The organism is Streptomyces sp. NPDC007856, assembly GCF_042868225.1.
Lineage (GTDB): Bacteria > Actinomycetota > Actinomycetes > Streptomycetales > Streptomycetaceae > Streptomyces.
The window spans coordinates 327,271-341,322 of record NZ_JBIAEC010000001.1 but is presented as its reverse complement, the minus strand read 5'-3'; the positions used below and the strand labels follow the sequence as shown (position 1 = coordinate 341,322).

General features: G+C 70.0%; 12 protein-coding genes and 1 pseudogene. 7 read left to right on the top strand and 6 right to left on the bottom strand.

Annotated elements, in window-relative coordinates:
• Positions 1-375 precede the first annotated feature (375 nt).
• On the top strand, positions 376-855 hold the full coding sequence (locus ACFYOH_RS01665; RefSeq protein WP_388619872.1) for a hypothetical protein: 480 nt from the start codon (positions 376-378) through the stop codon (positions 853-855).
• A gap of 855 nt (positions 856-1,710) precedes the next feature.
• Positions 1,711-2,151, top strand: a complete 441-nt coding sequence (locus tag ACFYOH_RS01660) for a hypothetical protein (protein ID WP_388619870.1) — start codon at positions 1,711-1,713, stop codon at positions 2,149-2,151.
• 66 nt (positions 2,152-2,217) lie between these two features.
• On the opposite strand, the gene ACFYOH_RS01655 is transcribed toward ACFYOH_RS01660, so the two are convergent.
• Positions 2,218-3,612, bottom strand: coding sequence for a PLP-dependent aminotransferase family protein (locus ACFYOH_RS01655; protein ID WP_388619868.1), 1,395 nt, complete (start codon positions 3,610-3,612; stop codon positions 2,218-2,220).
• Between the two features lie 47 nt (positions 3,613-3,659).
• Between ACFYOH_RS01655 and ACFYOH_RS01650 the strand changes: the two genes are divergently transcribed.
• On the top strand, positions 3,660-4,169 hold the full coding sequence (locus ACFYOH_RS01650) for a carboxymuconolactone decarboxylase family protein (RefSeq protein WP_388619866.1): 510 nt from the start codon (positions 3,660-3,662) through the stop codon (positions 4,167-4,169).
• A complete protein-coding gene (locus ACFYOH_RS01645) occupies positions 4,166-4,930 on the top strand; it encodes an isocitrate lyase/phosphoenolpyruvate mutase family protein (protein WP_388619863.1) in 765 nt (254 codons plus the stop codon). Before ACFYOH_RS01650 ends, ACFYOH_RS01645 begins: the two co-directional genes overlap by 4 nt.
• A gap of 6 nt (positions 4,931-4,936) precedes the next feature.
• Here ACFYOH_RS01645 and ACFYOH_RS01640 read toward each other — a convergent pair whose 3' ends face one another.
• Genes ACFYOH_RS01640 through ACFYOH_RS01620 form a run of 5 tightly spaced genes read right to left on the bottom strand, consistent with a single transcriptional unit; the run spans position 4,937 to position 12,012 of the window.
• Positions 4,937-5,890 carry an ABC transporter substrate-binding protein gene (locus ACFYOH_RS01640; RefSeq protein ID WP_388619860.1) on the bottom strand — a complete coding sequence of 318 codons (954 nt, stop codon included), beginning with the start codon at positions 5,888-5,890 and terminating at the stop codon, positions 4,937-4,939.
• A 1-nt stretch (position 5,891) separates the two neighbouring features.
• Positions 5,892-7,820, bottom strand: coding sequence for an ABC transporter permease (locus tag ACFYOH_RS01635; protein ID WP_388619857.1), 1,929 nt, complete (start codon positions 7,818-7,820; stop codon positions 5,892-5,894).
• Positions 7,820-8,920, bottom strand: coding sequence for a glycine betaine/L-proline ABC transporter ATP-binding protein (locus ACFYOH_RS01630; RefSeq protein ID WP_388619855.1), 1,101 nt, complete (start codon positions 8,918-8,920; stop codon positions 7,820-7,822). Before ACFYOH_RS01630 ends, ACFYOH_RS01635 begins: the two co-directional genes overlap by 1 nt.
• Positions 8,917-10,449 (bottom strand): GMC family oxidoreductase, encoded by a 1,533-nt coding sequence (locus ACFYOH_RS01625; RefSeq protein ID WP_388619853.1) that lies wholly within the window; start codon positions 10,447-10,449, stop codon positions 8,917-8,919. Before ACFYOH_RS01625 ends, ACFYOH_RS01630 begins: the two co-directional genes overlap by 4 nt.
• Before the next feature lie 42 nt (positions 10,450-10,491).
• Positions 10,492-12,012, bottom strand: a complete 1,521-nt coding sequence (locus tag ACFYOH_RS01620; RefSeq protein WP_388619850.1) for an aldehyde dehydrogenase family protein — start codon at positions 12,010-12,012, stop codon at positions 10,492-10,494.
• Between the two features lie 305 nt (positions 12,013-12,317).
• Here ACFYOH_RS01620 and ACFYOH_RS01615 point away from each other — a divergent pair, with 305 nt between their 5' ends.
• The 3 genes and pseudogenes from ACFYOH_RS01615 (at position 12,318) to ACFYOH_RS01605 (ending at position 13,989) form a co-directional block, all read left to right on the top strand.
• A complete protein-coding gene (locus ACFYOH_RS01615; protein WP_388619848.1) occupies positions 12,318-12,497 on the top strand; it encodes a hypothetical protein in 180 nt (59 codons plus the stop codon).
• Positions 12,498-12,518: 21 nt separating this feature from the next.
• Positions 12,519-13,130 (top strand): DUF2637 domain-containing protein, encoded by a 612-nt coding sequence (locus ACFYOH_RS01610; RefSeq protein WP_388619845.1) that lies wholly within the window; start codon positions 12,519-12,521, stop codon positions 13,128-13,130.
• Positions 13,127-13,989, top strand: a pseudogene (locus ACFYOH_RS01605) (GNAT family N-acetyltransferase). The gene ACFYOH_RS01610 and the pseudogene ACFYOH_RS01605 overlap by 4 nt, the downstream one beginning before the upstream one ends.
• Positions 13,990-14,052: the final 63 nt, after the last annotated feature.

The following is a 14,052-nucleotide window of genomic DNA, read 5'->3' as shown; positions in this document are numbered from 1 at the left end:
AGGCTCGCGATCGACCACTTATTTTTGCTTTACGTCTGTGTGCGCGGGGGGCTGCAGATGTTATTCCGTCATGCCGTCACCCGTGCCTGGAAAGGAATTCGGGTGACTCCTCGTATGCGCAGGATGCTCCCGGTCGCGGGGGTTGCTGTCTTTCTGGCGCTGGCGGGCACGCCGATGCTCGCGTCCGCCGACCCGCAGCCGACAGGGGGAACCACGCCGCCGTCCGCGGTGGAGGACTTCGCCTATCCGAACGCGGATCGAGGAACCCATTGGGTTTGACCGATCAAGGAGCAGGAGTCCGCTATACACGATGCGCGTGTACTACGACCCTGCCCTAAATTACGTCCGCAATGCCTTCCCGGTGAGGTGACGCAGGTGCGAATCTCATTCACGCCGAGCGAAGACTACGGCGCGCATGGTCGAGAGCATGTGCAGGGCGACAGCCTGGGGGCGGTGTCCAGGGCTGACCTGAGGTGGTACTACTTCCTGGGGTCTGTCCAGGTGTCACAATCCGGGATCGAGATCGGACCTCCATGGGGATGGATTCCGCTATTCGATGTCATGTACTCCGTACGGCAGGTAATGATCTTTGCCGAGGGGGGTGATGCGCTCGGGAAGATAGACTTCACAGAGAACGACGAGTCTATTGATTTCGAGCTGGGTAAAGATATGCTCCACGTGGCACCTAGCTACTTGAACTCAGAAATCACCTGCACTGTGACTGAATTTGTCACGGCTGGCGCGGAGTTTATCCGTGCAGAGCTGCGGCGGGTGGCGTCTGAATATCCCTCGCTCATCGATAACGCCCACGTGCAGGAGCTGGCCAGATCGGTCGCTCTGGAGCTTCCTGGATAGAGGCGCGCTCCGGATATAACGAGGACGCCAGTCGCGGGCCGAAGGCGACGACGTGCGAGGCTGTGCCGCCGCGTTGCCGTCAAGAACAGCCCCGACGCCTCCGGCTGGCTCCGTCGCCGTACGAAGTCGCAGGTAGACCGCATGAAGTCGCATCACATCGCCCGCCGGCGCCCGTAATACGCCCACACGTACTCCGTCCTCGCCGGGAACACTCCGGTGCTGGTGCACAACAGTGCCTGCGGTGTCACGCGCCGGAGAAGCCGGATATTGCGCTCTCCTTTCGCGATGTCTACTTCTGCTCGGTCCAACGGCCTCCGGGTCCTGGTGCTCCACCACTGGATCGGGTGACGGCAGAACTGGTGGAGCCGAGTGATGCGCCTTGGCCCGAGGGACTGGCTCTTGAACTGATCCGTTCGTCGTCGTTGCCGCCATTGATCTGGTTCCACGCGGAGAGGCCGGTTCACATCAGTGCGCCTGCGGCGATCGCCAGCGCATCGCTTGAGGTCATGTATACCGACCGAAACTGCAGGACAACGGCAACTTCGCCAGGGTCGGCAACGCCCCAGACATCATGGGAACAAATGTACCGAGGTAGAGCATCCAGGACTGGTCAAGGTCGGCGAAGAGGTGAAGTAGTGCCACTGAGCATTCTGGTACGCACCTATACAGGTGAGGTCTTGGCGACGTCGATGCATCCCGCCATCAGCGCGGTGTGTGAGTCCGCGCGGAAACGTGGCCTGGTGATGCTGGGCTGCGTGGACAAGTATGACGACACGGTGTTCAACAGAGCCCAGGTATCGCACCTGCGCGAAGAACTGGTTCAGCTGAAGGCGACATATAGGAGAAGCGTTACCGATGACGCTGACCTTCATGGATTCCTACACCCTGTGGCGCAGCCTGCCATTTCCGTCGGGCGGCTCACACAAGGGCCTGAAAATGACGTACGCCGATCTGACAGAAGCTGACGAATACGTCACAACCGTCATCAGGTTCGTGGAACGCGGCATCTTCAAACCGGTGCCGGTCGATGTACCGGCGATGCTCGAAGAGTTGATGCAGCGAATCGATCGGCTCGGTGAAACGGCGTCGGACGGCGACCAGGCCGTGGCCCGCTCGCAACACGCATACGCGGCCCTGCTCGATCTCGTTTACCGGCAGTTCCTTGAGGCGGGAGGTCCGCATGAACAGCGGAATCGCCTCCCTCGGTACCGGCCGAATCGGGTCGGAGCACTGAGGCAGGGTCGGCCTTCCCAGGGCCCGTCGGGTTTTCTCCGGCGGGCCCTCCGGTGTGTCTGACGGCACTTCACCGGAAACGGCGATCTCAATACCGGCTCACCGCTGGGTGGTTTTCAGGCCCGGTTCCTACGGCAGCACCCTGCACAACGCCTCCAGCGCCCCCGCCCACGCGCTGTCCGGTGGGGTCGCGTATCCCACGACCAGCGCGTCCAACGGCTCGGCGACAGCCCCCTCGTGGCGATAGCCGGCGAGGCCGTGCAGTGCCAGGCCCTGCCAGGTCGCGGCCTGGATCACCGGCTGTTCCAGGCCGGTCGGCAACCGAAGCACCGCATGCAGGCCGGCGGCGATGCCGGTGACCGTCACCTCGGGGGCCCGGGCCGAGACGGCGGCGGCGAGGGCGTCGCGGCGGCGCCGGTAGCGCAGGCGGGAGGAGCGGACGTGGCGGTCGTACGCGCCGGAGGTGATGAACTCGGCGAGGGTGAGCTGCTCCAGCACCCCGACGGTGTCCACGCCGCCCTTCGCCGAGGCCGCCTCCTCCGCGAGGGCCGGGGGCAGCACCATCCAGCCCAGCCGCAGTCCCGGGGCGAGGGACTTGCTGGCGGTGCCGAAGTAGATCACACGGTCGGGGTCGAGGCCCTGGAGGGCGCCGACGGGCTGGCGGTCGTAGCGGAACTCGCCGTCGTAGTCGTCCTCCAGGACCAGCCCGCCGGTGCGCCGCGACCAGTCCACGACGGCGGCCCGCCGGTCGGGGTGCAGGGGCATGCCCATGGGGAACTGGTGGGCCGGGGTCAGCATGACCGCGTCCTGTCCGCCCAACGCCCGTGTGTCGGTGCCGAGTTCGTCGTACGGGAGGGCCGGGGTGGCGAGTCCGGCCTGCTGGAGCAGGCCCCAGTACGCGCCGACCCCGTACGACTCCACCGCCACCGTCCGCACCCCGCGCGCCCCGAGCAGCGTGCCGGCGATCCGCAGGGCGTGGGCGAAACCGGAGGTGATCAGCACCCGCTCCGGGTCGGTGCGGACGCCGCGCACCCGTGCGAGGTACCCGGCGAGGGCGGTGCGGAGTTCTGGCCTGCCCCGCGGGTCGCCGTAGCCGAGGGCGTCGTAGGGGGCGGCGGCGAGGGCGCGGCGGGCGGCCCTGAGCCACTCGGTGCGCGGAAAGGCGGCGAGGTCGGGGGCGCCGGGGAGGAGGCTGTACGTCGGCCGGTCGGGCTCCCGGTGGCGGGGTCCCGCGCCCCTGCCGGAGGGCGGAGTCGCCGCCAGCTCCGCCACCCGGGTGCCGGAGCCCTGCCGGGCGGTGAGCCAGCCCTCCGCCACCAGGTCGGCATAGGTCTCGGCGACGGTGTTGCGGGCGATGCCGAGGTCGGCGGCGAGGGAGCGGGTGGAGGGCAGCCGGGTGCCGGGGGCGAGGCGGCCGGTGCGGACGGCCTCGCGCAGGGCGTCGGTCAGGCCCCGGCGCAGCCCGCCGGAGCCGGCCGGTTCGAGGTGCAGGTCGACGCCCAGAGTGGCCCAAGGTTTCGCCATGGGAATGGACCATACTCCTGGGCTGCCTCGCTCATAGGGTCGAGGGCATGAGCGCAGAGACCAGCACTGAGACGACCGTCGAGTACGCCCCCGAGCACACTCCGCGCATGCGCTGGACCGAGCACGCCCCCGAGGTCTACAAGGCGATGATCCGGCTCGACGCGGCGGCCCGGCAGGGCCTGGACCCCGCGGTGTACGAGCTGGTGAAGATCCGTGCCTCGCAGCTCAACCACTGCGCGTTCTGCCTGGACATGCACACCAAGGACGCGCTGGCGGCCGGCGAGAGCGTCCAGCGGATCGTGCAGCTCAGCGCGTGGGAGGAGTCGCGGCACTTCTACACGGAGAAGGAGCTGGCGGCGATCGAGCTGACCGAGGCGATCACCGTGCTGACGGACGGTTTCGTGCCGGACGAGGTGTACGAGAAGGCCGCCAAGCACTTCGAGGAGGCCGAGCTGGCCCGGCTGATCGCCGCGATCACGGTGATCAACGCCTGGAACCGGTTCGGTGTGACCACCCGGATGACCCCGGGCCACTACGAGCCCGGACAGCACAAGTGAGCCAGAGCGAGCGCGAGCGGGCCGCGGAGCGCAAGGTGGACGTGTTCCACGCGCTGCATCTCAAGCGCCCTCAGGGTGACCCGCTGGTCCTGCCCGGCCCCTGGGACGCGGCCAGCGCACGCGTGTTCGCGGAGGCCGGGTTCCCGGCGCTGGCCACGCCGAGCGCCGGGGTGGCCGCCTCGCTCGGATACGCGGACGGCGCCACCCCGGCCGACGAGATGTTCGCCGTGGTCGCCCGGATCGCGCGGGCGGTGGACGTGCCGGTGTCGGCGGACATCGAGGGCGGGTACGGGCTCGCGCCCAAGGAGATCGTGGAGCGGTTGCTGGAGGCGGGCGCCGTCGGCTGCAATCTTGAGGACTCGAACGGGGGTGTCCTCAAGGACCCGCACGAGCATGCCGATTTCCTCGCCGAGGTCCGCTCGGCCGCCGCCGACCGGCTGTTCGTCAACGCCCGGGTCGACGTCTTCGTCTGCGGCGACGGCGATCCCGAGCGGGCCATCGAGCGGGCCATCGAGCGGGCCGCGCTGTACGTGGCGGCGGGCGCGGACTGCGTCTACCCGATCCTCGCCCCCGCCGGCGTACTGCCCCTGCTGCGCGCCGGCATTCAGGGCCCGCTGAACGCCCTGGCCCGGCTGGACGCGGACGGCCCCTCGCCCGCCGCACTCGGCGAACTCGGGGCCACCCGCATCACGTTCGGACCGGGGCTCCAGCGGCGGGCCATGACCGGCGTCCGGGAGATCGCCAACGGCCTCAAGGGGTGAGGACGTTCAGGACAGCCACCGCTTCCAGACGTCGGGGTGGCTGTCCACCCACCTCTTCGCCGCGTCCTGGGGCGAGAGCTTCTGGTCGGCGATCATCAGGGAGACCTGGTTCTGGTCCTCGGTCGTCCAGCTGAACTTCCTCAGGAAGGCCGCCGCCTTGCCGCCGGACTTGGCGAAGCCGGCGTTGAGGTACTTCTGCAGCGGGGTGTGCGGGTAGGCGCAGGCGACCTTCGCCGCGTCCGCGTCGCAGCCCTCCTTGTAGGGCGGCAGCTTCACCTCCGTCATGGGGACCTTCTTGAACAGCCACTGGGGGGCGTACCAGTACGTCAGGAAGGGCTTGTGCTGCTTGGCGAACTGTTTCATCTGGGTGATCTGGGCGGCCTCGGAGCCGGCGAAGACGACCTGGTAGTTCAGCTTCAGGTTGTTCACCAGGGCCTTGTCGTTGGTGACGTACGACGGGGAGCCGTCCATCAGCTGGCCCTTGCCGCCGCTCTCCGCGGTGCGGAAGAGGGAGGCGTACTTGTTGAGGTTCTTCCAGTCGGTGATGTCCGGGTGCTGCTTGGCCAGGTAGGTGGGGACGTACCAGCCGATGTGGCCGGTCACGCCGAGGCCGCCGCCCCGCGCGATGGTCTTCTTGTCCTCGACGTACCGCTTCTCCTGGTCCGGGTGGCCCCAGTCCTCCAGGATGGCGTCGACCCGGCCCTGGCTGAGCGCGTCCCAGGCGGGCACCTCGTCGACCTGCACGGTGTCGACGCGATAGCCGAGCTCGTGCTCCAGGAGGTACTGGGCCACGGCCACGTTGGACTGCGCGCCCACCCAGGACTGCACGGACAGGGTGACGGTCCTCGAGCCCCGGGCGTTGGCGAACGGGCTGGCCTGCTTGGTCATGTCGGCGGCGCCGCAGCCGGTCACCGTCAGCAACAGCAGCGAGCCCACCGCGAGTGTCGTACGTGCGCGCATGTCAGGCTCCCTTCGCCGCGCGTCGCTCGGTCGGCTGGGTCACCCGGTCGAGCATCAGGCCCAGGCAGACGATCGCGGCACCGGCCACCAGACCGGTCGCCAGGTCGCCCTGGGCGAGGCCGAAGGCCACGTTGTAGCCGAGGGCGCCGCCGCCGACCAGGCCGCCGATGATGACGACGGCGAGGACCAGGACCACGCCCTGGTTGACGGCGAGCAGCAACGACCTTTTGGCGAGCGGGAGTTGAACCTGCCACAGCTGCTGCCTGCCGGTCGCGCCGAGCGAGCGCGCGGACTCCAGCGCGGCCGGGTCGACCTGGCGCAGGCCCTGCGCGGTGATCCGGACGACGGCGGGCAGCGCGTAGACGACGGCCGCGGCGACGGCGGGGGCGCGGCCGACGCCGAACAGGGCGACGACCGGAATCAGGTACACGAACTGCGGCATGGTCTGGAACACGTCCAGGACCGGGCGCAGGGCGCGTTCGACGCGGTCGCTGCGCGCGGCGGCGATGCCGGTCGCAAAGCCGAGGACCAGGGTGACGGCGACGGCGGCGAGCACCTGGGAGAGCGTGTCGAGGGCCGGTTCCCAGACGCCGAGGACGCCGATCGCGGCCATGGCCAGGACGGCGGTCAGGGCGGTGCGCCAGGTGCCGATCGACCAGGCCAGGGCGGCGACGATCAGCAACACCGACCACCAGGGCAGCCACTGCAGACCGCCGCGCACGGGGTCCAGGACCCAGGTGGTGAAGTGGCCCGCCCAGTCGGCCGTACCGCCGATGACCGGGACGCCGGAGTAGAGGTGGTTGGTCATCCAGTCGACGGCGTGGTTGACCGGTTCGGCGATGTCGAGGGTCCAGCCGGAGGGCCAGTCGAGACGGCCGAGGAACCGGGCGGCGAGGGCGACGGCCACGGTGACGCCGAGGGCGTAGGCCCAGCCGATGGTCTTCGGGCGGGTGGTGCCGGCGCCTGCCGCACCGGTCACCCGGTCCAGGACGATCGCGAGCAGCACGATCGGGATGCCGGCGGCGAGGGCCTGGCCGACGTCGACCGAGGCGAGCGCCTGGTAGACGCGGTCACCGAGGCCGCCGGCACCGATGACGGAGGCGATGACGGCCATGGACAGCGCCATCATGATCGTCTGGTTGAGGCCGAGGAGGAGTTCGCCCCGGGCCAGCGGGATACGGGCGGTCAGCAGCCGCTGGCGGCGGGTCGCGCCGAGCGACTCCACGGCCTCCAGGACTTCGGGATCGGCGCCGCGCAGGCCGAGTGCGGTGAGACGGGCCATCGGCGGGGCCGCGTACACGACGGTGGCGAGCACGGCCGCGGGGACGCCGATGCCGAAGACCAGGACGACGGGGAGGAGGTAGGCGAAGGCCGGGAGCACCTGCATGGTGTCCAGGACCGGGCGCAGGGCGCGGTCCAGGCGGTCGGACAGGCCGGCGGCGAGGCCGAGGAGCGCGCCGACGACGACGGAGGCGAGGACGGCTACGACCATGAGCGCGAGGGTCTGCATGGTCGGCACCCACATGCCGAGTGCGCCGCAGGCCAGGAAGGCGATCGCGGTGCCGGCGGCGAGGCGGGGGCCGGCGAAGCGCCAGGCGAGCAGGGCGCCGAACGCCGTGACGCCGGTCCAGCCCGCGGCGAGCAGGGTGAGGTAGACGGCGCGTACGGAGAGGACGACCGCGTTGCTGATGTAGCCGAAGAAGTAGAGGAACAGGGGGTGGCTGTCCCGGTGGTCGATGACCCAGTTGCTGGCGCTGGTGAGGGGTTTGTCCAGGCTGACGGTCAGGTGGTGGGGCCATGATCCGCCGTGGAGCAGGGGCAGCAGTACGGCGGTGACTAGTGCGAGCAGGAGCAGTTTCGCCGCGGTCCGGCTCTTCAGCAGGCGGAGGGTGTTCGTGCGGGAGGAGGTCGGGACGGTGAGCGTTGCCATCAGACGGCCTCCGGGCTGGTGCGGGGGCCGGGTATGGACACGTCTATGCCGGCCACGACGTCCAGCAGCAGTTCGTGGTCCACGGTGCCGACGCAGGTGCCGTCCTCCAGCACGCACGCCGGTGTGCCGGTCTCGGCCACGGTTCGGATCGCGTCCGCGACCACCGCGTCGGGGGCGAGCGCGCCCGGGTGCTCCGGGCCGCCGCAGGCACCCGGCCTCATGGCCGTACGCACCGTCATCACGTGCTCGCGCGGCACGTCCCGGACGAACTCACGGACGTAGTCGTCGGCCGGGGAGCCCACGATCTGCTCCGGGGTGCCCAGTTGGACGACCTTGCCGTCGCGCATCAGGGCGATGCGGTCGCCCAGCTTGAGGGCCTCGGAGAGGTCGTGGGTGATGAAGACCATGGTGCGGCCCTCCTCGCGGTGCAGGCGGGCCACCTCGTCCTGCATGTCGCGCCGGATGAGCGGGTCGAGGGCGCTGAACGGCTCGTCGAACAGCAGCACCTCGGGGTCGACCGCCAGTGCCCGTGCGAGCCCCACGCGCTGGCGCTGGCCGCCGGAGAGCTGGGCGGGGCGGCGGTGTTCCATGCCTTCGAGGCCGACCTTGGCGACGACCTCGGCGGCCCGCGCGCGCCGCTCGGCCTTGTCCATGCCCTGGATCTCCAGGCCGTACGCCACGTTGTCGAGGACCGTGCGGTGCGGGAGCAGGCCGAAGTGCTGGAAGACCATGGCCGCCCGGTGCCGGCGCAGTTCGCGCAGGCGGGCCTTGTCCATCGCGCGGACGTCCTCGCCGTCGATGGAGATCCTGCCCGCCGTCGGTTCGATGAGGCGGGTGAGGCAGCGGACCAGGGTGGACTTGCCGGAGCCCGACAGGCCCATGACGACGAAGACCTCGCCCTTGCGGACGTCGAAGGAGACGTCCCGGACGGCCGCCGTACAGCCCGTGCGGGCGCGCAGGTCGGCGGGGTCGAGGGCGCCGAGTTCGGGGTCGGCGGGGATCCGCTGCGGCTTCGGTCCGAAGACCTTCCACAGGCCGGAGACCGAGAAGACGGGGGTGTCGGTGGTGGGCGGCTTGCGGGTGGGGACGGTGCGGGTCATCGGGCGTCACCTTCGATCAGGTCGACGGCTTTCTCCCCGACCATGAGCACCCCGATCATCGGGTTGACGGCGGTCATGGTCGGGAAGACGGACGCGTCGGCGATGCGGATGCCGTCGAGGCCGCGGATCTTCAGCTCCGGGTCCACTACGGCGTGTTCGTCGTCGGCGGCGCCCATCTTGCAGGTGCCGGCCGGGTGGTAGACGGTGTGTGCGACCTTGCGGGCGTACTCGCCGAGTTCGGCGTCGTCCTGGATCTCGGGGCCGGGGCAGACCTCGCGCTTGAGCCAGCTCGCGAGGGGCTCGGTCGCGGCGATCTCGCGGGCGATGCGGACGCCGTCGACCAGGGTCCTGCCGTCGTAGTCGTCCTCGTCGGTGAAGTAGCGGAAGTCCAGGGCGGGTTTGACGGACGGGTCGGCGCTGGTCAGGTAAAGACGGCCGCGGCTCTTCGGCTTGGGGATGTTGGGGGTCATCGAGACGCCGTACGAGGGGCGCTCGTAGCCGAGCCGCTCCGGGTTGTCCATGAACGGGATCTGGTAGAAGTGGAACATCAGGTCCGGGCCCGCGTGTCCGGGGTCGCGGCGCACGAACAGGCCGGCGTCGGAGTCCATCGCGGAGTTCTCCGGGATCGGGCCGTGGGTCTCCCAGACGATGACCGACTCGGGGTGGTCCAGCAGGTTCTCGCCGACGCCCGGCAGGTCGTGGACGACGGGGATGCCGAGGGCCTCCAGATCCCCGCGGGGGCCGATGCCCGAGTGCAGCAGCAGGCGGGGCGAGTCGACGGCGCCGGCGCACAGGACGACCTCGCTCCGGGCGCGGATCAGCAGTTCCTCGCCGTCCTTGGTGCGCACGTGGACGCCCTCGGCGCGGGTGCCGTCCAGCTGGAGCTTGTACGCCCAGGTCTCCAGCAGGATGGTGAGGTTGGGGCGCTGCTCCATCACCGGGTGCAGGTAGGCCACCGACGCCGAGGACCGCTTGTTGTTCTCGGGGTGGTAGGCGAGGTCGAAGAAGCCGACGCCCTCGGTGAACGGCTTCCTGTTGAAGCCCTCGACGCGGGGGACGCCGAGCGCGGCCTGGGCGGCGTCGACGAAGTCCCGGGCGATGGCGTTCCGGTCCTTCTCGTCGACGGAGACGATGTTGTTCTTCAGGCGGGCGAAGTAGGCCTCCATGGGGACGGCGCTCCAGCCCTTGGCGCCGGCCTCCTCCCACTCGTCCCAGTCGGACGGCAGCGGCTTGAAGGAGATGAGGGTGTTGTGGGAGGAGCAGCCGCCGAGGACCCGGGCGCGGCTGTGCCGGATGTGGGAGTTCCCGCGGGGCTGCTCCACCGTCGGGTAGTCGTAGTCGAGGTCGCCGCCGAGCAGGCCCATCCAGCGGCGCAGGGTGAGGACGTCGTCGCGGCCGACATCGCTCGGGCCGCCCTCGATGACGGCGACGGTGACGTCCGGGTTCTCGGTGAGGCGGGAGGCGATGACGGAGCCCGCCGTGCCGCCGCCGATGACGACGTAGTCGTAGACGTGGGGGGTGTGGGACATGGGGGTGTTACTCCAGGGGGTGTTTCCGGGGAAGAGGGGTGCTCAGCCGGCGAACCAGCGCACCGGCTTCGGCGCGAGGTTCTGGTACACGTGCTTGGTCTCGCGGTACTCGGCGAGTCCGGCGGGCCCCAGTTCGCGGCCGGTGCCGCTCTTGCCGAAGCCTCCCCACTCCGCCTGCGGCAGGTAGGGGTGGAAGTCGTTGATCCAGACGGTGCCGTGGCGGAGGCGGGCCGCGACGCGCCGGGCCCTGCCGGGATCGGTGGTCCAGACGGCGCCGGCGAGGCCGTACTCGGTGTCGTTGGCGAGGAGGACGGCTTCCTCCTCGGTGCGGAAGGTCTCGACGGTGAGGACCGGTCCGAAGACCTCCTCGCGGACGACCCGCATCTCGCGGTGGCAGGCGTCGAGGACGGTCGGCTCGTAGAAGTAGCCGGACTCCGGGCGGTCCTCACGGGGTTCCGGCCGCTTGCCGCCGCAGCGCAGTACGGCGCCTTCTTCCAGCGCGGAGGCGACGTACGCCTCGACCTTGGCGCGCTGCTGCGCGGAGACGAGCGGGCCGCACTCGACGCCGTCCGCGGTGCCGCGGCCGAGCCTGATCTTCCGTGCGCGGCGGGCGAGTTCGGCGACGAAGCGGTCCCTGACGGACTCCTCGACGATGAGGCGGGCGCCGGCCGAGCAGACCTGGCCGCTGTGGATGAAGGCGGCGTTGAGGGCCTGGTCGACGGCGGTGTCGAAGCCGTCCTCTGTGGCGCAGGCGTCGGCGAAGACGACGTTGGGGTTCTTGCCGCCGAGTTCGAGGGCGACCTTCTTCACGGTCGGGGCGGCGGCCTGGGCCACCTTGGTGCCGCTGGCCAGGCCGCCGGTGAAGGAGACCAGGTCGACGTCGGGGTGCTCGGCGAGCCGGGCGCCGACGGTGTGGCCGGGGCCGGTGACGATGTTCGCCACTCCGGCGGGCAGACCGGCCTCCGCCAGCAGCTCGATCAGCGCGATGGTGGTCATCGGGGTGATCTCGCTGGGCTTGACCACGAAGGTGTTGCCGGCGGCGAGTGCCGGGGCGATCTTCCAGCTGGCCTGGAGGAGCGGGTAGTTCCAGGGGGTGATCAGCGCGCAGACGCCGACCGGCTCGTGTACGACGACGCTGTGGATGTCGGCCGAGCCCGCGTCCACGACCCGGCCCGGCGCCTCGGCGGCGACCAGGTCGGCGAAGTAGCGGAAGGCGTCGGCGACACAGTCGATGTCGATCCGGCCCTCCTCGACGGTCTTGCCCGCGTCCCGGCTCTCCAGCAGGCCGAGTTCCTCGCGGCCCCGCAGCAGGAGATCGGCGACGCGGCGCAGCAGGGCGGCGCGTTCGGCGACCGGGGTGTGCGGCCAGGGGCCGTGGTCGAAGGCCTGCCGGGCCGCGGCCACCGCGCGCTCGGCGTCCTTCTCGTCGCCCTCCGCGACCACGGCGAACGGCCAGGCGTCCGCGGGGTCGAGGATCTCGCGCGTCGCGCCGGAGATCGCTGGAAGCCACTCGCCTCCCGCGTGGATGGTCGCCTGGGCCTGTCGTGCCGTTCTGTCCGCCATGATCGGTGTTGCCTTCCGTTCCTGATCCGTGCCCCTGTGTCACACGCGTGTCACGCTCGGGGACCGTCGCCGCCTGCCCAGGTCGCGCACCTCGCATGCGCAATCGACCGCCGAAAGTGCGCGGCATCACACCGGAACCACCGCAGGGCGAGCCGGGATCATTTAATTCCAGAATTCACGGAATGTAATTTCCTGTGTATTCATAATTCCTTCAAGCGTGCGTCAACACGCACCGAACGACTCACCTTTCCGGTCTACGCATTCGCCCGAATGCCCCAAAGCCCGCCTCCGGTGACCCTCGTTAGGTGATCGTGAAGCGATTGGACTGGCAGACAGCCGAGGATCATCCGACGACCACTCTGCGCTGGAGCGGCGAGGTGGACATCACGTCATGCTCGGATCTGCTCGAAGATTTCCTGACGAGAATCACGATCATGGAAAATGAATATCGGCGGACGATGGCAGATTTGTACCAGGCGTCCTGAGGCGGGGAAGGAGGTCAATCGATGGACACCTGGAGCGTCCCCGAGGCGGACATCGCGCCGAACGACTGGGACCCGGTCGAGGAACTGGCCCAGATACTGGCCACACCGACCAGCGTGCGCCCCGTCGCCGCCCCGCTGGTGCCGCCCCCGCGCAGGAGCGGCCGCCGGCGGCTCCGTCCGGAATCGCATCTGCTCGACGGCGGTCGACGCGTCACGCACATCACACTGCTGATCGCGACGGTCTCCCTGTGCGCAGGGTGCATGCTGGCCTGGTCCGTCTGCTATTCCTATGGACAACTGCGCGAAATCGCCTCGTCGGTGCTGCCGGCGAGAGTGGCGCAATACTGGCCGCTGACGGTGTACGGGCCATGGTTCGTGGCAGCCCTTTCCGTCCTGCGGGCCACCGCTCAACGCCGCAGCGCGTGGCGCTCCTGGTGCATTGTGCTGGCCGCTTCGGCGATGGCCGTGGTGCTGTGTGTCAGCCACTCGTCACATGCGCTGCTCTCGTTAGTGATCTTCGGGATTCCGCCGGTCACCGCTCTGGTGTGTTTCTGGGAACTGGTCGGCCAGATCGCGATCAGGAGTCGCCCCCGGCACGCCACGCACAACGTTCCGCCGAAGCCGACACCGTGAAGCCGGTCCGCCAACGCCATGGACGCGGCGTCCTGGACGATCACTACCTCGGTCAGGAGCGCCCGCTCGGCGAGGCCCGGCTGCTGTTCGAGACAGGTGAGGGGGTGTCCCCGCGGGAGCTGCGCGGGCGGCTCGGTCTGGACGCCGGTTTACCTCAGCCGGATGGCGAAGGCCCTGGAGGCGCAGGGCCTGGTCCGGCTCGCGGTGCCCGCGCACGACAACCGGCCACGCATGGTCATGCCGACCCCGGCCGGCCGTGCCGAGGTGGCCGAGCAGCAGCACCGCGCGGACGCCCTCGCCGCCGGTCTCCTGGAAGGCCTCACCCCCGGCCAGCGGGCCGAGCTGACCGGGGCCATGGCGACCGCGGAGCGGCTGCTGTTGACTGGCCGGGATCAGCGTGGAGAGCGTCAACGGCGCCTCGGCGGACGCGCGGGCCTGTCTGGACGCCTACGCGGCGGACATCGACGCGCGCTTCCCCGAGGGCTACGACAAGGCGGCCCTGGTCCGGCCCGAGGAGGTGACCGGGGCCGCCGGCGCCTTCCTGGTGGCGTACGAGGAGGGGCGGCCGGTGGGCTGCGGGGCCCTCAGACGCCTCGCCCCTGGGGTCGGCGAGATCCGGCATGTCCGGGTGCGCCCCGAGGCGCGCCGACTGGGGCTTGCGCGGCGGCTGCCGGCGGGGCTGGAGCGGGCGGCGCAGGCGCGCGGCCCGGCGGTCGTACGCCTGGACTCGCACGCCGTGCTCACCGAGGCCCGGTCGATGTACCGGGCGTGCGGGTACACCAAGATCCCGCGCTACAACGACGATGTCTACGGCGGCCACTGGTTCGAGAGGCGGCTGCTTCCTGAGGACGGCGCCTGACATCCGTCGTCCGAGGCCGAGTTCGGCCAGAGGGACCCCGCACACGGCAGAGCTCGGCATCCC